General features: G+C 46.7%; 22 protein-coding genes. 6 read left to right on the forward strand and 16 right to left on the reverse strand.

Going from position 1 to position 22,149, the window contains the following annotated elements; all coding sequences use genetic code 11:
• Nucleotides 1-31 precede the first annotated feature (31 nt).
• Nucleotides 32-922: a 2-hydroxy-3-oxopropionate reductase gene (gene garR, locus GPL15_RS22775; protein WP_215700975.1), complete on the reverse strand. Its 891-nt coding sequence runs from the start codon at nt 920-922 to the stop codon at nt 32-34.
• 244 nt (nt 923-1,166) lie between these two features.
• Between garR and GPL15_RS22780 the strand changes: the two genes are divergently transcribed.
• The gene (locus tag GPL15_RS22780; protein WP_215700976.1) at nt 1,167-1,832 is read left to right on the forward strand and encodes a GntR family transcriptional regulator; all 666 of its coding nucleotides are present in this window, start codon (nt 1,167-1,169) and stop codon (nt 1,830-1,832) included.
• Nucleotides 1,833-1,836: 4 nt separating this feature from the next.
• Here GPL15_RS22780 and GPL15_RS22785 read toward each other — a convergent pair whose 3' ends face one another.
• From GPL15_RS22785 to citD, 4 genes are all read right to left on the reverse strand, one after another.
• Nucleotides 1,837-3,021: a triacylglycerol lipase gene (locus GPL15_RS22785; protein ID WP_215700977.1), complete on the reverse strand. Its 1,185-nt coding sequence runs from the start codon at nt 3,019-3,021 to the stop codon at nt 1,837-1,839.
• A 269-nt stretch (nt 3,022-3,290) separates the two neighbouring features.
• Nucleotides 3,291-4,850 (reverse strand): citrate lyase subunit alpha, encoded by a 1,560-nt coding sequence (gene citF / locus GPL15_RS22790; RefSeq protein WP_215700978.1) that lies wholly within the window; start codon nt 4,848-4,850, stop codon nt 3,291-3,293.
• 1 nt (nt 4,851) lies between these two features.
• On the reverse strand, nt 4,852-5,754 hold the full coding sequence (locus tag GPL15_RS22795; protein ID WP_215700979.1) for an aldolase/citrate lyase family protein: 903 nt from the start codon (nt 5,752-5,754) through the stop codon (nt 4,852-4,854).
• Nucleotides 5,751-6,050 (reverse strand): citrate lyase acyl carrier protein, encoded by a 300-nt coding sequence (gene citD, locus GPL15_RS22800; protein ID WP_215700980.1) that lies wholly within the window; start codon nt 6,048-6,050, stop codon nt 5,751-5,753. The genes GPL15_RS22795 and citD overlap by 4 nt, the downstream gene beginning before the upstream one ends.
• A 350-nt stretch (nt 6,051-6,400) precedes the next feature.
• On the opposite strand from citD, the gene GPL15_RS22805 reads away from it, so the two are divergent.
• A complete protein-coding gene (locus tag GPL15_RS22805) occupies nt 6,401-7,327 on the forward strand; it encodes a LysR family transcriptional regulator (protein WP_215700981.1) in 927 nt (308 codons plus the stop codon).
• Nucleotides 7,328-7,362: 35 nt separating this feature from the next.
• Here GPL15_RS22805 and GPL15_RS22810 read toward each other — a convergent pair whose 3' ends face one another.
• Nucleotides 7,363-8,970, reverse strand: coding sequence for a C40 family peptidase (locus GPL15_RS22810; RefSeq protein ID WP_215700982.1), 1,608 nt, complete (start codon nt 8,968-8,970; stop codon nt 7,363-7,365).
• A gap of 305 nt (nt 8,971-9,275) precedes the next feature.
• On the opposite strand from GPL15_RS22810, the gene GPL15_RS22815 reads away from it, so the two are divergent.
• Nucleotides 9,276-10,109 carry a hypothetical protein gene (locus GPL15_RS22815; RefSeq protein ID WP_215700983.1) on the forward strand — a complete coding sequence of 278 codons (834 nt, stop codon included), beginning with the start codon at nt 9,276-9,278 and terminating at the stop codon, nt 10,107-10,109.
• Between the two features lie 36 nt (nt 10,110-10,145).
• Here GPL15_RS22815 and GPL15_RS22820 read toward each other — a convergent pair whose 3' ends face one another.
• The 5 genes from GPL15_RS22820 to GPL15_RS22840 all read right to left on the reverse strand — a co-directional run bounded on the left by GPL15_RS22820 (nt 10,146) and on the right by GPL15_RS22840 (nt 14,705).
• On the reverse strand, nt 10,146-10,934 hold the full coding sequence (locus tag GPL15_RS22820; RefSeq protein WP_215700984.1) for a prolipoprotein diacylglyceryl transferase: 789 nt from the start codon (nt 10,932-10,934) through the stop codon (nt 10,146-10,148).
• Nucleotides 10,935-11,037: 103 nt separating this feature from the next.
• Nucleotides 11,038-11,670, reverse strand: coding sequence for a cytidylate kinase-like family protein (locus tag GPL15_RS22825; protein ID WP_215700985.1), 633 nt, complete (start codon nt 11,668-11,670; stop codon nt 11,038-11,040).
• A 65-nt stretch (nt 11,671-11,735) separates the two neighbouring features.
• The gene (locus tag GPL15_RS22830) at nt 11,736-12,533 is read right to left on the reverse strand and encodes an ABC transporter ATP-binding protein (RefSeq protein ID WP_215700986.1); all 798 of its coding nucleotides are present in this window, start codon (nt 12,531-12,533) and stop codon (nt 11,736-11,738) included.
• The gene (locus GPL15_RS22835; RefSeq protein ID WP_215700987.1) at nt 12,533-13,453 is read right to left on the reverse strand and encodes an ABC transporter permease; all 921 of its coding nucleotides are present in this window, start codon (nt 13,451-13,453) and stop codon (nt 12,533-12,535) included. The genes GPL15_RS22830 and GPL15_RS22835 overlap by 1 nt, the downstream gene beginning before the upstream one ends.
• A gap of 163 nt (nt 13,454-13,616) precedes the next feature.
• Complete coding sequence (locus GPL15_RS22840; RefSeq protein WP_215700988.1) at nt 13,617-14,705, reverse strand: ABC transporter substrate-binding protein; 1,089 nt, start codon at nt 14,703-14,705, stop codon at nt 13,617-13,619.
• Nucleotides 14,706-15,096: 391 nt separating this feature from the next.
• Here GPL15_RS22840 and citX point away from each other — a divergent pair, with 391 nt between their 5' ends.
• The 3 genes from citX (at nt 15,097) to GPL15_RS22855 (ending at nt 16,982) form a co-directional block, all read left to right on the forward strand.
• Nucleotides 15,097-15,606 (forward strand): citrate lyase holo-[acyl-carrier protein] synthase, encoded by a 510-nt coding sequence (citX, locus tag GPL15_RS22845; protein ID WP_215700989.1) that lies wholly within the window; start codon nt 15,097-15,099, stop codon nt 15,604-15,606.
• A 3-nt stretch (nt 15,607-15,609) separates the two neighbouring features.
• The gene (gene citG, locus GPL15_RS22850; protein WP_215700990.1) at nt 15,610-16,467 is read left to right on the forward strand and encodes a triphosphoribosyl-dephospho-CoA synthase CitG; all 858 of its coding nucleotides are present in this window, start codon (nt 15,610-15,612) and stop codon (nt 16,465-16,467) included.
• Nucleotides 16,468-16,580: 113 nt separating this feature from the next.
• Nucleotides 16,581-16,982 (forward strand): transporter, encoded by a 402-nt coding sequence (locus GPL15_RS22855; RefSeq protein ID WP_215700991.1) that lies wholly within the window; start codon nt 16,581-16,583, stop codon nt 16,980-16,982.
• Nucleotides 16,983-17,005: 23 nt separating this feature from the next.
• Here the strand turns inward: GPL15_RS22855 and GPL15_RS22860 are convergent, their stop codons facing one another.
• The 5 genes from GPL15_RS22860 to GPL15_RS22880 are packed head-to-tail and all read right to left on the reverse strand — an operon-like array spanning nt 17,006 to nt 22,136.
• Nucleotides 17,006-17,962, reverse strand: coding sequence for a phosphoglycerate dehydrogenase (locus tag GPL15_RS22860; RefSeq protein WP_215700992.1), 957 nt, complete (start codon nt 17,960-17,962; stop codon nt 17,006-17,008).
• A 15-nt stretch (nt 17,963-17,977) separates the two neighbouring features.
• Complete coding sequence (locus GPL15_RS22865) at nt 17,978-18,880, reverse strand: dihydrodipicolinate synthase family protein (protein WP_215700993.1); 903 nt, start codon at nt 18,878-18,880, stop codon at nt 17,978-17,980.
• A 41-nt stretch (nt 18,881-18,921) separates the two neighbouring features.
• Nucleotides 18,922-19,764 carry a carbohydrate ABC transporter permease gene (locus GPL15_RS22870; RefSeq protein ID WP_215700994.1) on the reverse strand — a complete coding sequence of 281 codons (843 nt, stop codon included), beginning with the start codon at nt 19,762-19,764 and terminating at the stop codon, nt 18,922-18,924.
• A 15-nt stretch (nt 19,765-19,779) separates the two neighbouring features.
• Entirely contained in the window at nt 19,780-20,649 is an 870-nt protein-coding gene (locus tag GPL15_RS22875) for a sugar ABC transporter permease (RefSeq protein WP_215700995.1), read from the reverse strand.
• A gap of 26 nt (nt 20,650-20,675) precedes the next feature.
• The gene (locus GPL15_RS22880; protein WP_215700996.1) at nt 20,676-22,136 is read right to left on the reverse strand and encodes an extracellular solute-binding protein; all 1,461 of its coding nucleotides are present in this window, start codon (nt 22,134-22,136) and stop codon (nt 20,676-20,678) included.
• Nucleotides 22,137-22,149: the final 13 nt, after the last annotated feature.

A 22,149-nucleotide genomic window follows, 5' to 3' on the forward strand; every position in this document is an offset into this window, starting at 1 on the left:
CTCCAGTCCGGTCCAAAACCAACCTCAAAAATCAATCCGCCTTTTTCACTTCCACACCGGCCAGTTGTTCAAAATACTGGACAATGCCGCCGTGATCCTCGTCCATATGACCGCTCACTTTCAATGCCTGCATCACTTCAAATAATTGGCTGGAAAATGGCATTGGGACATCCATATCATGAGCAGTTGCCAGCACATTTTTAATGTCTTTATGATTGATGGAAATTTTTCCGCCCGGTTTAAAATTGCGTTCCACAATCATAGGGATTTTTGCATTCAGCACAGCGCTTCCCGCCAGACCGCCTTTGATCGCTTCAAATACTTTGACCGGATCGGCTCCCGCCTTTACCGCCAGAACAAATGCTTCCGAAACCGCCGCGATGGTCAGATTGACGATCACCTGATTGGCCAGTTTTGTCACGGATCCGCTGCCGCTTTCCCCAATCAGAAGGGCAGAAGCCCCCATAATATCAAAAAACGGCCTCAACCGGTTGAAATCTTCTTCTCTTCCCCCTGCCATAAATGCCAAAGTTCCGTTAACCGCCCCGGGCTCTCCGCCGCTCACAGGCGCATCCACAAAACCAACTCCCATTTTTTCCAGCCGTTCATAACAGTTCCGGGATTCGGCAGGGGTTACGGAACTGCAGTCGCATACGATTTTTCCTTCCGCTAAACCTTTAGCAGCCCCATTTTCACCAAACAGCACATCCTGGACAATGGCTCCGTTAGGAAGGATTGTAAAAATCACCTCACACGCTGCTCCAATCTCTTCTGGATTACCCGGCTCCGCCCCCAATGAGACCAATTGGGCAACTGCATCCTGGTTAATGTCGTAAACCATTAACGGCATTCCTGATTTCAGTAAATTTTCTGCCATCGGCCTTCCCATAATTCCCAATCCTATAAAACCTGCCTTTTCCATATATAAATCTCCTTTGGTCTTTTATTGCATACCGGTATGCAACTGTTAATATTATACTATTACATACCGGTATACCTGTCAATCACCCCTTTTAATTTTGATATTTAATACAAATTATCGTTTTAATTTTGTGCATTATTTACATAGTTCATTGCTGTTTATAGATTTCAAAATGTATTATCTATTGACGCTGTGTATTTTTTATTGTATGCTGTTATCATTAAAAAATAAGGAACTGGTATTTATGAGAGAACGAGAATTTAAAGTTTTGCAAAAACAGGCTTATCAATACATTAAAGATCAATTGAATAGTGAAACCCTGAAGTACAATACCATCTATTCCGAATCCAAGTTAGCGCTGGAAATGGGGATATCCCGTACCCCGGTACGGGACGCTGTCCATCGCCTTTACCAGGAAGGTCTGATTGATATTATACCGAATAAGGGCTTTGCTCTGCATAAAATGACGGAAAAGGACATTATAGAAATTTATGAAGTGCGTTCTGCGATAGAAGGCTACTGCGCACAAAAAGCTGCAGAAACCATTGCATCAGAAAAGGGAAAAGAGCTGTTTAACAAACTCCAATTTTCATTGGATATGCAGCAAAAAATACTGGCCTCTACCAAAGACATTTTTGATTTTGTGGAACATGATCAGAATTTTCATAATTATCTGGTATGTTACAGCGGCAACGATGCATTTATCGAAATTTTCAGCCAATACATGTATAAAATCAAAAAGCTGGCGTGCTATTCTTTAAAGCATCAGAAACGGATGGAGGATACGTTAAAGGAACACAGCCATATACTTTCTGCCATCGAAAAGGGGGATGCGCAGAAAGCTTATTCATCCACTCTCCTGCATATGAAAGCCCCCCTGAATATTAATCTGGAAACTGTTTATGAATAATTATTTATAACCCCATCCGGCCTAATTCTTCCGCTAACTGAATATAAAACTCCAGGACATGAAATTCCCGGTAATCTTCCCTTGTGAGATCGATCATATCCCCGTGGGAAATTCCCCTCAGATACTTATTCCTGATTACGCCTCTAAAATTTGTCCACTGGGCGGATTTTACCGTAACAAGGCCGTCGCTGGGGGCGTCCAGCATTTTTAAAATCCAGTAGGGAATGCATAAAAGTTTGCTGCTGAAACCGCACCGCATCAAACTGGCATAGCTCTGGTAAAATACCCCTTTTACATCGGGGTATTTCTCATTAAACTCTTTTGCATACGCCTCCGAAAGCTGGTAACTGGCCTGGTAAGCATTGGGTGTGATATCCCCTAAACGGCCGAAATACCGGTCAATCATTCCGCATATCTGACGGTATATCCCATCCGGCAGTTTCTTCAGGAAATCCACCAGCCTGGAACCATGATGAGGGGTGTTAATCGTTGTGAGGGATGCAATGTAAGGCGCCATATCGAGGCCGCTGATCACATATCTGGAATCCAGGCCGCCTTTGGAATGAGCGATGATGTTCACCTTTTCACAGCCCGTTTCTTCAATGATTTCGAGTATCTTCGCTTTCAGCATCTCTCCGTTGCTCTCCACCGTTCCCCAGGCTTCCTGGTGTCCGTAATAGACCCGGGCTCCATTTCTGACCAGTTCTCTGGGAATCCTGCCCCAATAATTGAAATAGTGGAAGTCCCTGAATCCCACTCCATGAACTAAGAGAAGAGGATACTTTGTCCGGCAGATCTGCCGCTCCACCCGCACATCATCCAGCCTGATCTTATGAAGATCATGATCCACTTCCTGCCTGGCAAGCCCGCGGACATAAAGGGCCAGGCCGTAGTTGAGCACAGGAATCCAGATCATGCTCCACACGATAATCCGCTTTGCTATCCTGAGCCGTTTACAGACAATACACATCCAGAAAAGGATGCAGAACATGCCTATATATAGGAACAGAAAAACCATCCCCAGCCATAAATTTGTCCAATTCTTTAATCCGGCCTTTCCAATGTGGATGATCAGCAGCACTGCGGTTATGGGTACCAGCCACAAATAGATGGTCAGGATGACTGTCAGGACTTGAAGCAGTCTGGTATGTATTTTAGATGCTGTGGTTTGAAGTTTATCGTAATTCATAGCGGCCGCCTTATCCTCTGATAATTTCTGTTCAGGATTCCATGCCTATCCTGAAACTTATGAATTCATTTTACCACATTTTTCGGAGATGGGCACCATTTTACATGAAGCATTTTACATGAAGCGTGAAGGCATTTTCAAAAATGCCTTCACGCTTCATGTAAAATGCTTCATGTAAATACTCGAAAAAAGACCGGGCTCATTATTTCGCACCGGTCTTTTTCTTTCACTCATTCCACAAAAATTCTCAAAAGAGAAATTCTCTGAATTTATTGAAACTCATATTCCTTAATCTTCCGAACCACATCAATAATGGTCCCGTCGCGGCTCTCAATCACTCCCACCACCCGGTCATCAAACTGCACCGGATCCGGTTCTCCCACGATCGCATACGCTTTATCCCGCAGTTCCTCGATGGTGCAGAACGGAAGCTTTACATCTTTCATGCATTCAATCAGATCCTGTCTTCTGGGATTGATCGCGATGCCGTAATCCGTGATAACCACATCCACTGTCTCACCCGGAGTTGTAACCGTTGTAACATTGGTGCAGATAGCCGGAATCCTGCCTTGCAGGAGAGGCGCGATTACAATCGTGCATTTCGCCCCTGCCGCGGTGTCGGGATGGCCGCCCTGGGCTCCGGTTATCATACCGTCGGAACCAACCACCACATTGCAGTTGAAGTTCACATCCACTTCCAGGGATGCCAGAATGACGAAATCCAGTTTATTTACATAAGCCCCTTTGTTAAATGGGTTGGCATATTCAGAAGCTGAAATCTCTATATGGTTCGGATTGTTCTTAATGGATTCAATAGCTCCCATATCGAAATCCTGGGTATCCACCAGCTTATTCACCAGCCCTTTTGCAAGCAGGTCGCACATAGGGGTTGTGATGCCTCCCACGCCGAATCCCATCTTGATTCCCCGCTCTTCCATGATCTTGCCAAGGGAGATTGTAGACGCGATGGAAGCTCCGCCCACACCGGTCTGATAGGAAAATCCGTCTTTAAAATATGGCGTGTTGATAACAAACTGAGTGCAGTAATCCGCCATCATGATCTTGCGCACATCCGTGGTCGGTTTTGCCGCTCCGGTTGCAATTTTAGCAGGGTTTCCGATCTCATCCACCACGCATACATAATCCACATCCACCATGGAAATGCTGGCCGGAATGTTGGGAAATGGAACCAGACAGTCGGTAATTGCCACAACTTTATCCGCATACTGTGCATCTGCCATGGCGTAAGATAAGACGCCGCAGTCGCTTTTTCCGCCGTTGGCCCGCATATTTCCATATTCATCACAGGTAGGCGCTCCGATAAAGGCAATATCGATATGTACTTCTCCTGATTCAATGGCGCGGACGCGTCCTCCATGGGAACGCATGATGGCTAAATCTCTCAGCTTTCCGGTTGAAATGGCCTCTCCGATCTTTCCACGGACGCCGGAAGACTGGATTCCCACAATTGTGCCGTCTTCGATATAAGGCACAATCGGGTCATGGGCCTTTCCTAAGGAGCTGGCACAGATGGTCAGTTCTTTAATTCCCATATTGTGGATCTCTTCCATGACCATGTTGACGATATAATCGCCTTCACGGAAATGGTGATGGAAAGAAATGGTCATTCCGTCCTTAATGCCGCATTTTATCAGCGCTTCACGGATATTCTCCACAAGTTTGCTCCTGGTGGGATCGATTACGGCCCGCACAGTGGGAGCTGCTTTTGTATATTCTCTATTATCTAATGCGAAAGCCCCCTGGAATACCTCTTTTCCGGTTGCTCTTAACACTTCCTCCGGGATATCTCTTCCTACACTATTAATCATCTTATAAATCCCCCTCATATACGCCTGAAGCTTTGGCTAATTCAATGGTTCTTCTCGCTCCGTCATAGAATGCGATATCAATCATCTTACCGTCTACGGTAAATACACCGATACCCAGAGCTTTTTTCTCATCAATTTCTTTCACCACTTTTTCAGCAAAAATGATTTCTTTCTGAGTTGGCGTATAAATTTTATGAACGATGTCAATCTGTCTTGGGTTTACCAGAGATTTTCCGTCAAATCCCATCATTTTGATCATCTTCACTTCTTCTTCAAATACATCCATGGCATCCAGGTTGGTAAATACCGTATCCCAGCACTGCACTCCCGCAGCCCTTGCAGCCATGATCATATGCTGTCTGGCCCCTGCAAGCTCAACGCCGGTTCCGGTGATTACGGTCTGCAGATCCTTGGTATAGTCGCCGCCGCTTAAAGCGATGCCGATCAGGCGGTCAGACGCCTGGCAGATATCGAACGCATTTAAAACACCTTTACAGGATTCCAGGGCTGACATCAAAAGCGTGGAGCCTTCCGGCCGGCCGAATTCTCTTTCAGCGGCAAGAACTGCTTCTTCTACGGTGTGAACGTCCTGGGCGGTTTCCGTTTTTGCGATACGGATGGTATCACATCCTCCTGCAACGCAGACACGGATATCCTCTCTCCAGTGTGGGGTATCCAGACCGTTAATCCTGACAACCCGCTCCACGCCCCTGTAATCAATCTCCTGTAATGCATGGAACAGGGAATATCTGGCTGCGTCCTTCTGGCTCTCAGCAACCGCATCCTCTAAATCCAGCATGATGGAGTCCGGTTTATATATGTACGGATCTTTAATCAATCCGGGTTTCTGGCAGTTTAAAAACATCATGGATCTTCTCAATCTCTTTTTATTTGGATGGCTCATTTAATAATACCTCCCCATGGAAGATTTTCTGTAATGCCGTTGGAACGGTAGACCGCGCATTCGGTTCTGGCCTTCAACGTACAGTCCAAAGCGCCTTTATCCACCACAGTGATCTTTGCATCCGTCACTCCCAGCCTGTTCAGCGTTTCTTCTACTGTCGCCTTGATCTGTTTTCCAAACTGGTGAATCACACTGCTCTCTATTGAAAGTTCAATTCCGTTGGTCCCCGGTTCAACCGTAACTTGTGCATCACTGGATTCCAGTGTTCCAGCCATTGCAGGTTTCTTGATTTCCATTGTTTTCCTCCTCAATCCATATCCATTCATTCAATCTGTTGATCTTTACTTTGGAAGCAGTTCTCTGCCTCGTCATTTTCACTAAGCTAATGTTAACACTCCCCTCTGCACAATTCAAATACTTATCTGACTATGACAATTATAGGAAAACACTTATACGATTTTTCGGCAGACATAGGGAAAACATTATATTGGATTTTTTGGTTATTTTGTGGTATAATCAGAGTTCAAAAGCGTTATTTTATCATCATTTTGACAGATTATACCTGTTGAAATGACACGTTTATACGCCTTATACTATTTTCATAATAGCGCATATAGGTTTTAACTATCGAAAGGAATGAATACTTATGAATATCAAACACGCGCAGTATATGCTCACCGTTTTACAGGAGGGCAGCATCACCGGAGCCGCAAAAAAACTATATATATCCCAGCCTTCTTTGAGCCAGATGATCAAACTGGTGGAAAGCAATCTGGGCACACAGATTTTCAACCGGTCCACCGATCCCATAACCCTCACTTACGCAGGCCAGAAATATATCGAAGCCGCCAAGCAGATACTGGCCATTAATAACAACCTGCAAAAAGAAATCGACGAGATCAACCATGAAGATCACGGTAAAATCCGCCTCGGAATCCCAGTCCAGCGCGCGATTCAGGTGCTTCCTTATGTACTTCCCAGATTTAAGGCCAAGTACCCCCATGTGGTGGTCAATGTTATGGAAGAGGGATCTGCCACCACAGAAGCCGCAGTTTTGGAAGGGAGCATCGATTTAGCCTGCCTCACAACCTATCCGAAACACGAGGAATTAAATTATACTCTGGTGGAAACGGAAGATCTGGTGCTGCTGACCAGTAAGAATACGGAGCTGGCCCAAAGAATCCCGGCCGGGACGCCGATTGATATTACGGAAGCCAAGAACGAACATTTCATCTGCATCAAACAGGGCCACAGCGTCCGCACCACCCAGGACCGGCTTTTCGTGGCAAAAGACATGCAGCCGGAAATCGTTCTGGAAACAGGCAGCATCGAAGTGGGCAAACGCACTGCCATCGCCATGGATGCAGTTATGATCTGCCCTCTGAACTATGTATATATGTCCCCTGAACTGCTCCCCCACTGCGTAACCTATCCGATCATGGGAATTGAACACAACAGGGACTGCTATATCTGTCACAGGAAAGACTTATACCTCACCAAATATATGAAAGATTTCATCAGGATTCTGACGGAAAGGGAACAGCCTCTATTTCAATATGATTATTTAACTTAATAAACGCTGCCCGGCATCAGCCGGACAGCGTTTTTTTAATCTATAACATTCCTTATGGTTTTTGGCGTACGGTAATTCCAGGTGGAAATCTTAATACCGCTTCGCCTGCTGGCAGCATGGACAATCTGACCGTTGCCAATATACATGGCAACGTGGTTAATGGTTCCACCGCTGTTGGCATAGAAAATTAAGTCGCCGGGCCTCATCTCACTGGAGCTCACCTTGCGGCCCATCTGAGCCTGGGATCCGGAATAATGAGGGAGACTGATGCCAAAATGTCCTAAAACCGACATGACAAAACCGGAACAGTCGGCGCCTTTGGTAAGGCTGGTGCCGCCCCAGACATAGGGGTTGCCCACAAACTGCAGCGCATAATTGACAATCTGGGTTCTTCTGGAGGCCTGCTGGTTTTCCTTCTCTTCCAGAGGTGAGAATTTAATGGCTTCCGGAAGGGCGTATCTTACTTCTACGTTATTATCACGTGTTGAGATATAGGCCGCGTCCGCGTTCTCTTCTCCTGAATCCAGTTCAATCTGCACCCATCCGTCTAACTGGGTAACAACCGGATAGCGCTCCTCCTTGGAAATCTGGGTCCAAAGTTTGCCTTCCGTGGTTGGCTGATTTCTTACGTTCAGCTTATCCGTTCTTACAATCGCCATCAGAGATGCCGATGACATGGCCAGATCCTTGGCCTCCTGGCCGATGGCGGTGTACTGGGGATCGGTTGTAACATAACCGGTTATGCTGCCTGACTGGATCTTATACCATCCGTCCACAGTTTCCAGGATTTCTCCCGCCGCATTGCTGGGGAACTTACCGATTACATTGCTGGTTCCCTTATCTTCCGGTGAACTCCGGACGTTCAGATAGTTGCTCACTTTGGAAATAACTATATTTTTATACTGGTTAACCGCCATGGATTTCAAATCCATCTTTCTGGCTTCATCCAAGGCATATTTGATCTCCACATAATCGGAGGACATATATCCTTCTTTCACCTGAACCCAGCCGTCGGTCACTCCAACCACTTCATACCGCTCGTTAGTCAGCGCCTGTCCTACTATATTAGAAGAATCCAAAACAGGCTCTTTTCTGATATTCAGGTTATCCGTCGTTACGATAGCCATTTCTTTCACATAGGAAACAGCCTCTTTCTTCGCTTCATCCCCGGTGAGTACAAATTCTCCGCTGATATATCCTTCCACTTCACCGGATTTTATCTGATACCAGCCGCCTTCTTCAGAAATGATCTCGCAGGCACTTCCTCCAAGCATCTTGCCTATAATATCTCCGTCCGTGCTGGGGGCTTTCCTCACATTCAAATATCCTTCTACGACAACCAGTCCCATATTATGAAATGAATCCACCACATGTTTCTTCTCATCTTCAATCTTCTGCGCCTCGGCTTCCGATTCCGATATGGCGGAGGCCTTAGCATCTGCCGGGGTAGCTGTCTCCACTTCCGGGACGGGGCCTGCCGCCGGGCCGCTTTTACGGTTTTTCACCACCGCAGCAACCGATATCACAACCGTCAGGATTAAAAGGACAACCGCCGCGATCACCAGATATTTCTGATTATCATCGTTATTGCGTTTTCTTTTTGCCTTGTTAATGCGCGCAAGATAGTCTTTATCGTCTAACATATCATTCTCCAATTCATCGTAACTCCTATTTGCCGGGCATGTCCGGCACAAAACAACATCGCACCATATTATACCATATGTTATAGGGAATTGCGACAATGGAATCATTAAAAAATTATTAATTTCCCTGGTCTTTCTGCCCAAATCAGGAAGTTTTTCATAAAATCCCCATTTCTTTTAGTGATTTTACCTTCAATTCTTCATAAGAACTTAACTTTATTTAATAAAAAATATATGGTATTTCTCCCGATATTATAGTAAACTTTGGTATGGCAAAATTTCATCAACAGAAAAGAGGGAAAATTATGAAAAAACATATGTTAGCAGCATCCTTACTGATTATGACACTCGGTTTAGCCGCGTGTTCACCTAAAGCTCCTGCGGAAACCACTCCGGCCGAGACCACTGCCGCTGCCACCACTGCGGAAACGACTGCCGCTGTGGAAACGGAAACTGAGGAAGAGGAAGTGGAAGAAGCTTCCGTGGACGGCGTTATTACAAAGATTGATTCCAACGTAGTAACCATTAAGAATTCCGAAGATGATAAAGAAACCGCTTACGATATCAGCAAAGCAGAAGTAATCGGAGATTATGAACTGAGTGTGGGAGACGAGGTTGAGGTCACTTTCGCAGAAGGATCCACAGGCGATGTGATTTCCGCTATCGCCCTTGAGGTATATACTTCCGTAATTGAAGAAAACTCCGATCCAAAGATATCCGGTACGGTTGAAGAATCCGCAGACAGCACCGTATCCCTGAAAACAGAGGATGGAGAAACCTATTCCTTCTCAACCTCCAATTCCTATATTGTGAGCAAAAGTGGAATTAAACCAGGCGTAAACGCTGAAGTCACCTATTTAGGCGATTTAGAAGACACAGATCCGATTCCTATGGCTATTAAAGTGGTAACCGAAGATTCCTTTGATTCTGAGGACGCCAAAATCAATGCGTTCAGAGGTACCATAGATCAATTAACCGGCAATGATTTCACCGCTGAGACTGAAGACGGCAACTACTTCAGCTGCACCGCCGAGGCGGATGTGGATTTATCCTCCTTCAAAAAAGGCGATACGGTTCTCATCACCTATTCAGGCCCATTAACAGCAAAAGTTATCGCTGTAACCAATGTAGAAAAGTAAATAAAGCGCTATTTTGCCATAAAACGGACAGCCGGCTTAAATGCCGCTGTCCGTTTCTTTTGTTTCCTTCACTATAGGATTGTATTTTCCTGCAATTATGAATAAAATCACGCCTGCGATACATACGAAAATTGAAATAAACTGAGAGGTGGACAACTGTCCCACACTGCCCCGGATCAGATCCCCCCGGTAGAATTCCAGGATAAAACGGCCAATGCTGTAGAAGACCAGATATAATGCCGCCACCTGCCCATCCGCTTTTTTATGCTTTGCGAACGTGATCAGAATAAAAAAATGGAGAAAATTTAAAACACTGGAAATGGTCTGGGTGGGCACCAACGGAATCCCATTTGGTGCGAATTGTGATGCATGAAAGACAATCCCAATGGGCGACGCCGTCTCTGTTCCGTAACAGCAGCCTGCCAGGAAACAGCCGATCCGCCCGAATCCCTGGGCCAGGGCAATGGACGGCACAACCAGATCAAAATACTTCCAAAAATCCATCTTCTTCACTCTGGCAAACACATAACCAGCCAGGATTCCTCCGATAATTCCTCCGTATACAACAAAACCATCGGCAAAGTTTAACAAAAGGCTGGGATCTGCGATAATATCTTTTATAATCGTAATATAATATAACAGCTTCGCGCTCAACAGCCCGAATACCATGGAATAAATGGTCAGATTGAACAGCGGTTCAGGATCTAACCCCATCTTTTTCGCCCTCTTTTCCGCAGCTAGATAGGCGGCAAAAAAACCAATAGCAATCATCAGCCCATAACCATGTATGGTAACCGGGCCGATTGTCAGTAAATCATTCTTCATCCGTTCCTCACATTCCTCCGCTTCCGCGGCTTTTCATAAAAATGACCTTCTCAGGTCCGTATTTTAACAATCATAATACGAAATCGAAAGAAGGTCAATAAAATTAAAACCCTTTAATCTTTAAAAATTCCTTAATCAATTGAACCACCTGGTCATAATCCAGCTTGCTGGCATTGATGGTCAGATCATAATTGTTTAAATCTTCCCACTCACGGCCGCTGTAATACTTGTGGTATTCGGTCCGTTCTTTATTAATGCGTGCAATCCGTTTCAGCGCCTCCTTGGTATCCACGCCGTCAACTTCCATAACACGGCGGATTCTGGTAGGCATATCCGCACATACGAAAATGGAAACCAACTTGCAAAGCCCTTCTGAATCCAAAACAAAATCTGCACAGCGCCCCATGATCACACACGGCTCTTCCGATGCCAGTTTACGGATAACGGAAGACTGGAACCGGAACAGATTGTCAGGGGATGTTATTTTATCCTCTAAATTCGGCTCCGCCAGGCTGTTCTTTAAACCGCCTACGATTTTATAGAGCAGTTTGTTGCCTGCCTTTTCGTCGGCCAAACGGAAATACTGTTCCCCAATGGCGCTCACTTCAGAAGTCATCTTCAAAATCTCTTCATCATAAAAATGGATGCCCAGATCCTCCGCCAGTTTCTTTCCTACAATTCTGCCGCCGCTGCCGTATTGTCTTTCTATTGTAATTACCAGATTATTGTTAGCCATAATGCCGCGCCCTCCTGTTAATAATATATCGTCCTTCTCACGCCTTCATTATAACATAACACCGGCTATTTTGCCAGCATCATGCGGTCATTTGCAAACTCTTCTCCGCTGGCTTCCTCAAACTTGCGCAGCAGGTCTTCCACCTGAAGCTTTTTCTTCTCAGCTCCCGCCACATCGTAGATAATACGGCCTTCATGCATCATGATAAGCCGGTTGCCCATCTGGATGGCGTCTTTCATATTGTGGGTTACCATGAGCGCGGTCAGTCTCTGTTCGGACACGATCTCATCCGTAAGCTCCAGCACTTTTTTGGCCGTTTTAGGATCCAATGCCGCCGTATGCTCATCCAACAGAAGCAGTTTTGGTTTTTCAAGGGTTGCCATCAAAAGGGTCAGCGCCTGTCTCTGTCCGCCGGAAAGCAGTCCCACTTTACTTGACATGCGGCTTTGGAGCCCAAGGCCCAAACGGGTTAAAGAATCGTGGTAAAAATCCTTTTCATTGGCCTTAATGCCCCATCCAAGTCCTCTTTTCTGTCCCCTGCGCAGGGCCAGCGCCAGATTTTCCTGTATTTCCATACCTGCCGCAGTTCCCCGCATGGGGTCCTGAAATACACGTCCGATATACCGGGCCCTTTTATACTCCGGTTCCCGGGAAATATTCACGCCGTCGATCTCAATCTTTCCGGAATCTATGGGGTAAACACCTGCAATCATATTGAGCATCGTCGATTTCCCCGCTCCATTTCCCCCAATAATGGTACAGAAATCACCGGGTTTTAAATGAAGGTTGATCCCGTCCAGAGCTTTTTTCTCATTGACGGTTCCTTTATTAAATGTTTTTCTCACATTCGTAATGGTCAGCATTATTTCTCCTCCCCGTCTTCAGAATATGCTTTTCTGATCTTCCATTTACCTGCGGCAACCGGGAAACAGAGAGCCAGAGCCACGATAACAGCCGACAGAAGTTTCATATCGTTGGCATTCATACCCATCTGAAGCACGATTGCCCGGATCAGGAAGTAAACAACCGCGCCGACAACCGCTGAGGCCAGACGGCTTGCAAACCAGTGGAAACGCCCCATCAGGACTTCACCGATGACAATGGCGGCAAGGCCGATGACGATGGCGCCTGTCCCCATATTGATATCCGCGTATTTCTGGCTTTGGCAAACCAGGCCGCCTGCAAGGCCGACCAGGGCGTTGCTCAGCATCAGGGCTATCATCTTGGTCATCTTGGTGTTCACACCCAGGGCACGGATCATATCTTCGTTATTGCCGGTAGCCCGGAGTGCGCTTCCTATCTCAGTTCCGAAAAACCAGTACAGCAGCGCAACCATGATGAGGGCCACTAAAATACCAACCACCAGTGAGGACTGGGACTGGCTCAGCCCCGTCATATCCACCACCCGGCTGATCACTGTGTCTGTCTTTAACAATGGAAGATTGCTCTTGCCTCCCATCACCCTCAGGTTCACGGACCAAAGGGCAATCTGGGTTAAAATTCCTGCCAGTATTGCGGGTATTTCGAAAATCGTATGTAAAGCACCGGTTACAGCACCGGCCAGCGCCCCTGCTATGGTGGCGCACAAAAGCGCGAGGGCGGGATCCATATTGCGGTTTAGGATCATAACCGCACACACACAGCCTCCTAACGCAAAACTTCCGTCTACCGTAAGGTCGGCGATGTCCAAAAGGCGGTAGGTAATATAAACGCCTAATACCATAATTCCCCATAAAACCCCTTGTGCAACAGCACCCTGAAGTGCCAGCAATAAACCGCTCATAAAAACTTCCTCCATTTTCCATTCGTAAATGTCTTACATAAGGGATGACGGATTCTGCCATCCCTTATGTAAAACATCTCATAAAAGGATCTCTTTTGAATAAAAAACCAGATGAATGCCCCTCGCCGGGACATTCATCTGTACTATCATATCAGATCTTTGTCTATTTTACAACAGAAGTATCAATTCCCAATGTCGCTGCTGTTTCATCGTTGATCTTCAGCTCACATTTGTCAGCCGGAAGATAACCGATGGGGATCTCAGCCGGTGAAACGCCGTCCACCAGGATCTGAATGGCCTGCTGTCCTGCCAGGTATCCCAACTGATAGTAATCAATTCCATATGTAGCTAAACCGCCTGCTTCTACCATGCCGCCTTCGCCGCAGATCACCGGAATGTTATTGTCATTGGCAACCATGCCTACGGTAGCCATACCTGCTGCGATTACGTTATCCGTTGGAGCATAAACCGCATCCACTTTGCCGATCATGGATTCCACAACGGTCTGGATTTCGTTTGAATTGGAAACCGTATAGTCTTTATGTGCGATTCCGGCCGCATCCAGGGCTTCTCTCGCCATCTGGGCCTGAATCTCTGAGTTGGATTCTGCGGAACAGAACAGGATGCCCACTGTTTTAGCATCCGGAATCAGCTGCTGAAGCAGATCGATCTGCTCTTTTACCGGCGTCAAATCAGAAGTACCGGTAACATTGCCGCCAGGAGCTTTGTTATCCGCTACCAGACCTGATTCTGCCGGGTCTGTAACTGCAGTTAAAATAACAGGGATATCGGAAGTCAGTCCTGCAACGGTCTGAGCCGCAGGAGTTGCGATTGCCAGAATCAGGTCGCTGCCGTCATTGACAAGTTTTTCCGCGATGGTCTGGCAGTTGGACTGCTCGCCGGAAGCGTTCTGCTGGTCTGCCTCATATTTTACGCCGGCCTCGTCCAAAGCCGCGAAAAAGCCTTCGTTTGCGGAATCCAATGCCGCATGCTGTGTCAGCTGAAGCACGCCGATCTTAAATGTCTGATCTGTGGCTGCCGCTTCTTTCGGTGCATCTGTTTTGCTTTCCTCTGCCTTTGTCTCTTCTTTTGCCGCCTCGGTTTTGGCTTCTGATGCTTCTGTGGCTGCCGCAGTCGTGGCTGCTGTCTCCGCTTTGGTGCTGTCAGCCGCTTTACCGCCGCCACAGGCTGTCATGGAAAGAGCCAGCACGCCGGCAAGGACAAGTGATAATACTTTTGATGTTTTTCTCATAATACAACTCTCCTCTTTTAATACAAATTCGTTCTCATTTATTCAATCCGCTGCTGAATATTGAACTAATTGGTATCATACTACAAAAATTTGCCGCAGTCAATTTCATTGCGTTAAATTCCTATAAATTTAACGCGATAAAGTATTTTTCATGGAACAGGGGGGCCGGAAATTGCCCAATCCGCTTTTAATAAGATTGAATCTATATAGGATATAATCTATATTGTATTTGTAAAATAGATCATTACGAATTATAATAACTGATGTAAAACATCTGTTTACATATTAAATGAACCAGAACTGCTATCACCGATAAATCTGATTTACTGCCAATTAATTAATTTTATACCTGATAGCAGTTTGTGTTTCATTTCAGGACAAGGAGAATCTTATGGAAGAAGTAACCCTAACCGAAATGCTGGATGCCAGGGAACGGAGGGTATCCATTCAAAATCATCTTCTCACCCGGCACAGCCTGCCTCTGATCTGCCTGACCCTTAATATTCCGGGACCTGTAAAAGTTTTTTCACAAATACCGGATGCCTATGAAGAAGGATGCAGACGCATCCGTTCCCTGTTAACCCAACACCAATTTCCAGTTATAGACTTTATTGAAACAAAAGATAAAACAGGCTATGAAGCTTTTTTTTCGGTGGATGCGAAAGCCTCCGACATAAAAAAAGCTATGGTTTCCATTGAAGATCAGGACCGGCTGGGCCGGCTTTTTGATATTGATGTGATTGGAGAAAACGGCATGAAATTGTCCAGAGAAGAGTTTGGCCTGCCGCCACGGCTCTGCCTGCTCTGCGGCCGTCCGGCCCATGAATGCAGCCGCAGCCGCGCCCATTCCGTGCCTGAACTGATCGAACAGATTCAAAAAATACTGAATGAAAGGCTGTAATCCATGACACCTGTCCTCACCTGCATCGAAACCGCCGCCTTCAAAGCACTTTTGGGCGAAGTCGGAGCCACGCCCAAACCGGGCCTGGTGGACAAACATGACAGCGGCGCCCATAAAGATATGTGCTACCATACCTTTGAACTCAGCACCCAGGCCGTGGTTCCCTATATCACAGAGATGGCCCGGGCCGGACTGATGTGGAAGGGGTCCCTTTCTGAACTGTTTCACCATATCCGCCCATTGGGCGTAAATGCCGAAGAGGCCATGTTCTCCGCCACGGGTGGCGTCAATACCCATAAGGGAATCATTTTTTCCATGGGCATCATAGCGGCGGCTGCCGGTTTTTATTACGCTGGGAATAAGAAATTCGATTCCCAGGCCATTCTGCTGTCCTGCCGCCCCATGACTTATGAAACGCTGGAACAGGATTTTAAGCGGATAGACCCTGATACCCCCAAAACCCATGGAGAAAAATTGTATGTCCGCTACGGCTGTAAAGGAATACGCGGCGAAGCGCAGAACGGCTTTCCGGCGGTCCGCACCATTGGCCTCCCCTGTATGCGCCGTTGGATGAAGGAAGAGACTGACAGCAATCTGGCGTACATCCAGGTTTTAATGACCCTCATGTCCCGGGTGGAGGACACCAATATCCTGACCCGGTCGGACCCTGAAACCCTTTCATTTGTCAAAGAGGAAGCCGCCCGGATTTTGGAGATGGGCGGCGCATTTACGGAAGAAGGACTTTCAGAAATAAGAATCTTGAATCAGATTTTTGTAGAAAAAAACATCAGTCCCGGCGGATGTGCGGATCTCTTAGCCATTACCATTTTCTTATGGCTTTTGGAACAATATCAATATTAAATAAATCCCCTGCATCCTGCTGCAAAGACGGCTGAAAGCGCAGCAAAACACAGAGGATTTAATGGGCAGACGGCAATCTGTAACCGCCGTCTGCGGCAGAATGAGAGGATATCATGAAACCTTCACAAGATCATAAAATATCAAAACTGCATCACCTTATCTTTCATACAGCCCAGTATTTTGAAGTTCTGATCGCAATCGCTGTTATCATCGGGCTCATCATCACATTGACAACCATTCCCCGTGAGATACTGACCCTTTACACAGGCGGTGCATTCAATAATTTTCTCAAAGCCACATTTAATATCATCATCGGAATCGAGCTGTTAAAAATGCTTTGCCGCCACGATCTGGACTCCGTGGTAGAAGTGCTGTTATTTGCCGTAGCCAGAAGCATCATCGTGGAACACATGCCGATTTTTGAAACCCTGCTGGGGATTTTGGCAATTGCAATCCTGTTTTTGATCCGCAAATTCCTCTTTGTGTCCGCGCTTGATAAGGCGGACGGTGGTTGATTTGATGCACTTCCCTCCCCCTCTCAGCATATCCTGTGTTCGGGGAGTTTTCCGCTCAACACATCTATAACGGCCTTTGCCGCCATCCTGCCTGTCCGGGCATTGGCTTCCCGGGACATGCCGCCCATATGAGAGGTACAGATGAATTTTGTCTCGTCCAAATTCAGCAGGGGATGGTCATGAGGGACCGGTTCCTGCTCAAACACATCTACAGCCGCACCTTTGATCGTTCCGTTTATCAGGGCCTCATAAAGGGCCTGTTCATCTACAATTCCCCCTCTGGATGTATTTATGAGAACCGCTTCCCTTTTCATTTTATTAATTTCCGCCCTTCCGATACTGTGGCAGGCCGCAGATGTAAGGGGCAGGTGAAGGGACAGAATATCCGCACTTTGAATAACCTGGTCCTTTTCACAAAGAGCAACCTGAAGCCCTTTTGCTTCTGCCGTGTCAGCATATGGGTCATAGGCTATAATCCGGCAGTCAAATGCCTGAAGCAGACGGCTCAGGCGCTTTGCAATCGTACCGAAACCGATCAGTCCAATGGTCTTTCCTTTTATTTCACTGACCGCGTCCTTTTTCCACTCCCCATCTTTCACCAAGGAATTACATGCCGGTATGTTCTTGTACAAAGCCAGGATCAGCGCCAGAGTGTGCTCCGCAACGGCATCCGCGTTGGCTCCGGGAGTGTTCGTACCTATAATCTTCCGCTCACGCAGGTATTCTATGGGAAGGTTATCCGTTCCGGTTCCAAACCGTGACATCACCTTTAAATTCGGCAGACGGCTCACCATCTCCGGCGTCCATGTCTCCGAGCCGCATATCACTCCTTCGATCCCTCCGTATTGAGACTGGAAATCAGAAAGCTGAAAGGGAAGCCTGCTGTTAAAAATCAGGGAAAATCCCTGTTCCTTCATCATGTCCACAGCGTCTCTGCACTGCGTTTCAAAAATAACCATGGGCAATAAAATATACTTCATTTTCCCGTCCTCCGGTCAGGGCAGCAAAGTCTGGTCTTTTAACACCTGCTGCACCATCTCTTTCTGTTCCCCGTTCATAGGCGCCAAAGGCGAAGAAACATAGGGCTGCCCCAGGCCATAGAGTTCCAGAAGATATTTCATAACAGTCACCCAGGACGGACCTTTTCCAAGGCATTTCCGAACCCGGTTGATCTTTTTCTGCAGTCCGTAAGCGTCCTCTGCTCTCCCCTCTCTGCACGCCTTAAACTGATCCGCAAACAGCTCCGGGAAGAAATTAGCCAGGCCCGGTATGCATCCCTGGGCTCCGCACATCAGGCTCACAAAACAGAGTTCTTCTGCTCCATTGAAAACACTGATATCACGGTCTTCCAGCAAAATGATAGTCTCCTGAAGCTGCTGCCAGTCCGCACAGCTGTCCTTATAAACCACTATTTTTTCATTATCCGCCAGCCTTGCAATTGTCTGCGGAAGGATGTTCACGTGGGTTGTATTGGGGATGTTGTAAACTGCAATCTCAATTTCACTCTCCCTGCAGATCTTTTCGTAATGGCGCAGAATCTCGTCCTGACCGAAATTCTTTATGTAAAATGTTGGTGTACATACGGCCAATTTCCCACCCATGGCCTCAATTTTCTTAATCTTCTCAATGGAACGCCCGGTCGAGGAATCTATGGCTCCGCAGAACACATCCACCTGTCCGGCCGCCTCATCCAGCGCAGTCCTTGCGGCAGCTTCCCATACCGAATCGGAGACCCTCATGGCCTCCCCTGACGTTCCCCCAACAAATACGCCCGACACACCGCCGTTTATGCAAAACCGGATCAGCCTGCGCAGAGCCTGTTCGTCCAGCGTTTCATCCGCGTTCAGCGGCGTCACTAACGGAGGTATAATCCCTTTATACCGTTCTTTATTATTCATATCCTTCTCCTTTTCATTCCTTTCATTTATCCTGCCGGCGCTCATCCCTTTACCGCTCCTGCCGTCACTCCTGAAGTAAAATACCTCTGGAAGATGACGAATATCGTCAGAAGCGGGATGGCCGTGACCGCTGCCCCTGCAAATTTCAGCCCGAAATCGATGTTAAATGGGTCGTCAAACAATCCCGCAATTCCCACAGGCAGGGTATAGGTCTTCTCTCCGGCCGCCATAACAAACTGCCACAGGTAACTGTTCCACACACGGATAAAACTTAAAATCCCCAGCGCTCCAATTCCCGGTTTCGACAGAGGCAGGCCGAAATAGATGAAAAACCTGATTTTATCACATCCGTCCATCTCCGTCGATTCTCCGATTTCATTGGGAATCCCATCATAAAACTGTGTCAGCAGATACACCCCAAAAGGCATGGCGATATCAGGAAAAATCAATGCCTTTAAACTGCCGATCCAGCCGAAATCCACCATCATCTGGTAAAGGGGCAGAAGATAGACTTCCTTGGGGAGTATGAGTCCCGCTATTACAAAGGAAAAAATCCATCGTTTTCCGGCAAAATTGATTTTAGACAGGGCATATCCCGCTGACGACGACACCATTATGATACCTGCTGTGGTCACCACGGATACAAACACGCTGTTAAACACCCATCTGAGCGCCGGATTTTCAACGAAAATATTCCGGTAATTCATCATAGTCACCCTGGACGGTACCCAGTCCGGCGGAATCTTCATGATATCCGCCGAGTATTTTACTGAGCCGGAAAACAGCCAGTAAATGGGAAACAGGGACAGGATGCACATAATGACGATACAGAAGTTCAATATAAAATCCGCCGGCTGCATTTTCCGCATTCTTATCTTTTTCACCCTCATCCTCCCCTTCTATCGTTCAATCCTGACAGCCTTAAACTGCAGAATCACAAGAACCAGCGTGAACAGGAACATAAAGATCCCCAGAGCCGACGCAGTACCGAAATTTCCATAAAGGAATCCCTGCTGGTACAGAAGATACATCATCGTTGTAGAGGAATAGTTGGGCCCTCCGTTGGTGAGAAGCTGGATTACCACAAATACCCTCAATACCGCCGCAGTCTGTGTGATGAACAAAAACAGGGATGTGGGCTTGGACAAAGGGATTAAAAGATAACGGAACAAATGCCACCGGTTTCCTCCGTCCAGCTCCAGCGCTTCGATCAGATCCCTGGATATACCGATCATATTAGCCACATACAGCACCACACACTGCCCCACATTCATGGTAAACAATATGACCACCAGTATGACGAATGTCCACCTGGCATCCCCTAGCAGGTTAACCGGTTCCATTCCGGCCTTGTCATAAAAGTACCTCAGAAGCCCGCTCTGGGGATCCAGCATAAACCTCCATATAATTGTCATTACCACCATGGAAGCCACTACGGGGAGGTAAAGGCATATCCTGACAAAAGACACGTATCGCGGACTTTTGTCAAAAATACTCCCTGAAATCAGCATGCCGAATACGATCAGCATGGGAACCACAATAAATACAAACAGCAGACTGTTTTTAATGGACAGAAGATAGAGATCATCTCCCAGCACGCCTTTGTAATTTTCCAGCCCCACAAATTCCATTCCGCCGAACCTGAAATCATAGAAACTGTTATAAACTCCCTTTATCATGGGATACAGCATGAAAACTGCGGCAAACAGAATGAAAGGAGCCGTAAACAGAAAACCGTACAGGTTATCTTTTTTGGACCGTTTTGACAATTTAGTACCTCCCCTTATTCAAGCAGCTATTTACCTGATACGACAGAACGTTTTGTATATTCTTCAATCACCTTATTGGATCTCTGGTCAAATTCTTTTAACGCGTCCTCACTGGACTTTTCACCGGATATGCGGCTTTGGATAGCAGGGAACAAAAAGGCCCTGGTTTCCACATAGCCCGGCACACCGCCTGTAAAGTCATAAACAAACTGATCGACTTTGGCATACTGGCCATATAGCGGGTTGCTGTCCCCTTCTTTTTCAGAAATAGAAGGCACTACGGGGATGCCGCATGTATTAAATGAGGTGAGAACCGTGTCTTTATTTTTAACCATCCATGAGAGAAAATCTTTGGCCGCTCTCTGCTGGTCTTCATCCACATTCATTAACATGGCCCCGTAAATATAGGATGCTATGGTTGAAGTATCTTTTCCATCCTCTTTTTTCGGTATTGTAGCGATTCTCACATCGAACTTATCCAGATTTCCCGCTTCAAAATCGCTGTGAATGGATGCGTAATTGGTATACTGCCCGAAACAGACGCCTACCTTCTGGTTTTTAAAATCGCCCATGCATTCGGTGGAGAGCTTCGTAACCACATCGGAGTTGGTATAACCCTTCTGATACCATTCATACAGTTTATCCAGCGCTTTGATAGTATTTTCATCGCTGCCTGCCACCGCTTTCCCATCTTCAAATACGGTTCCTCCATACATTCTAAGGAAACTGTTATTATGGGTATCCGCCTGATTGTTTCCTGCAAACAGGGCCATTGGATATTTCTCCGTTCCCGCAACATATGTTTTCAGCGCCGGAAGGATTTCATTCTCATATTCATCCAGCGTCCAGGTGGCGATCTCCGTCTCATCATCGCTCAAAAAACGCTCCAGACCGGCGGCTCTGAACATATCCGCATTATAGAGAAGGCCAAAATAAGACTGGAACAAAGGAAACATGTAATTTTCCCCATTGATTATGGATGGTTCCAGGCTGCTCTTTAAGATATCGTCTCCCATAAGCCTCACTTCCTCTGTGACCGGCAGAATGCTTCCCTGGTGAACCTCGTCCATACAGGTGAAGGATGCTACAAATAACAGGGACGGCAGGGTCTTGGACTGCTTTGCCAGCGCCAGTTTCTGGGCCCGGTCTGATCCGGGGAATTTTTCAAAATTGATCTTGTACTGTGGGTACTCGCTGGTAAAAGCCTCAATCGCATCCGTAAATACCGATTCATCTACCAGAAAATCCGTCCAAAATGTGGTTTCGACTGTTTTTGCTTCCGTGATCCCTCCGGCTGATGAAGATTCCGCAGGTTTTGCTGCTCCGGCATTTTCTGTCTTTGCGGCTTCCTGTTTGGGTGTTTCCGCTTTTGCCGCTTCTGTTTTCCCTGCCTCTGTTTTTCCGGTGTTTCCGCCGGAACAAGCCGCCAATGACACGCTTATGGCCAGCCCCAATAAAAACGCAGATACTTTTTTCATCTTTCTCATATTCTTCTCCTTT

Origin of the sequence: Clostridium sp. MCC353, from assembly GCF_018785315.1 — a bacterium.
Lineage (GTDB): Bacteria > Bacillota > Clostridia > Lachnospirales > Lachnospiraceae > CHH4-2.

Bases quoted from the DNA above. Each gene is read 5' to 3' on its own strand.
- GPL15_RS22860 (WP_215700992.1), bottom strand. From the start codon at position 17,962: ATGAAGTATATTTTATTGCCCATGGTTATTTTTGAAACGCAGTGCAGA.
- GPL15_RS22810 (WP_215700982.1), bottom strand. From the start codon at position 8,970: ATGTTAGACGATAAAGACTATCTTGCGCGCATTAACAAGGCAAAAAGA.
- citX (WP_215700989.1), top strand. From the start codon at position 15,097: ATGGAAGAAGTAACCCTAACCGAAATGCTGGATGCCAGGGAACGGAGG.
- GPL15_RS22780 (WP_215700976.1), top strand. From the start codon at position 1,167: ATGAGAGAACGAGAATTTAAAGTTTTGCAAAAACAGGCTTATCAATAC.
- GPL15_RS22815 (WP_215700983.1), top strand. From the start codon at position 9,276: ATGAAAAAACATATGTTAGCAGCATCCTTACTGATTATGACACTCGGT.
- GPL15_RS22785 (WP_215700977.1), bottom strand. From the start codon at position 3,021: ATGAATTACGATAAACTTCAAACCACAGCATCTAAAATACATACCAGA.
- GPL15_RS22820 (WP_215700984.1), bottom strand. From the start codon at position 10,934: ATGAAGAATGATTTACTGACAATCGGCCCGGTTACCATACATGGTTAT.
- garR (WP_215700975.1), bottom strand. From the start codon at position 922: ATGGAAAAGGCAGGTTTTATAGGATTGGGAATTATGGGAAGGCCGATG.
- GPL15_RS22880 (WP_215700996.1), bottom strand. From the start codon at position 22,136: ATGAGAAAGATGAAAAAAGTATCTGCGTTTTTATTGGGGCTGGCCATA.
- GPL15_RS22830 (WP_215700986.1), bottom strand. From the start codon at position 12,533: ATGCTGACCATTACGAATGTGAGAAAAACATTTAATAAAGGAACCGTC.
- GPL15_RS22805 (WP_215700981.1), top strand. From the start codon at position 6,401: ATGAATATCAAACACGCGCAGTATATGCTCACCGTTTTACAGGAGGGC.
- citD (WP_215700980.1), bottom strand. From the start codon at position 6,050: ATGGAAATCAAGAAACCTGCAATGGCTGGAACACTGGAATCCAGTGAT.
- GPL15_RS22840 (WP_215700988.1), bottom strand. From the start codon at position 14,705: ATGAGAAAAACATCAAAAGTATTATCACTTGTCCTTGCCGGCGTGCTG.
- GPL15_RS22865 (WP_215700993.1), bottom strand. From the start codon at position 18,880: ATGAATAATAAAGAACGGTATAAAGGGATTATACCTCCGTTAGTGACG.
- GPL15_RS22835 (WP_215700987.1), bottom strand. From the start codon at position 13,453: ATGAGCGGTTTATTGCTGGCACTTCAGGGTGCTGTTGCACAAGGGGTT.
- GPL15_RS22825 (WP_215700985.1), bottom strand. From the start codon at position 11,670: ATGGCTAACAATAATCTGGTAATTACAATAGAAAGACAATACGGCAGC.
- GPL15_RS22795 (WP_215700979.1), bottom strand. From the start codon at position 5,754: ATGAGCCATCCAAATAAAAAGAGATTGAGAAGATCCATGATGTTTTTA.
- citF (WP_215700978.1), bottom strand. From the start codon at position 4,850: ATGATTAATAGTGTAGGAAGAGATATCCCGGAGGAAGTGTTAAGAGCA.
- citG (WP_215700990.1), top strand. From the start codon at position 15,610: ATGACACCTGTCCTCACCTGCATCGAAACCGCCGCCTTCAAAGCACTT.
- GPL15_RS22855 (WP_215700991.1), top strand. From the start codon at position 16,581: ATGAAACCTTCACAAGATCATAAAATATCAAAACTGCATCACCTTATC.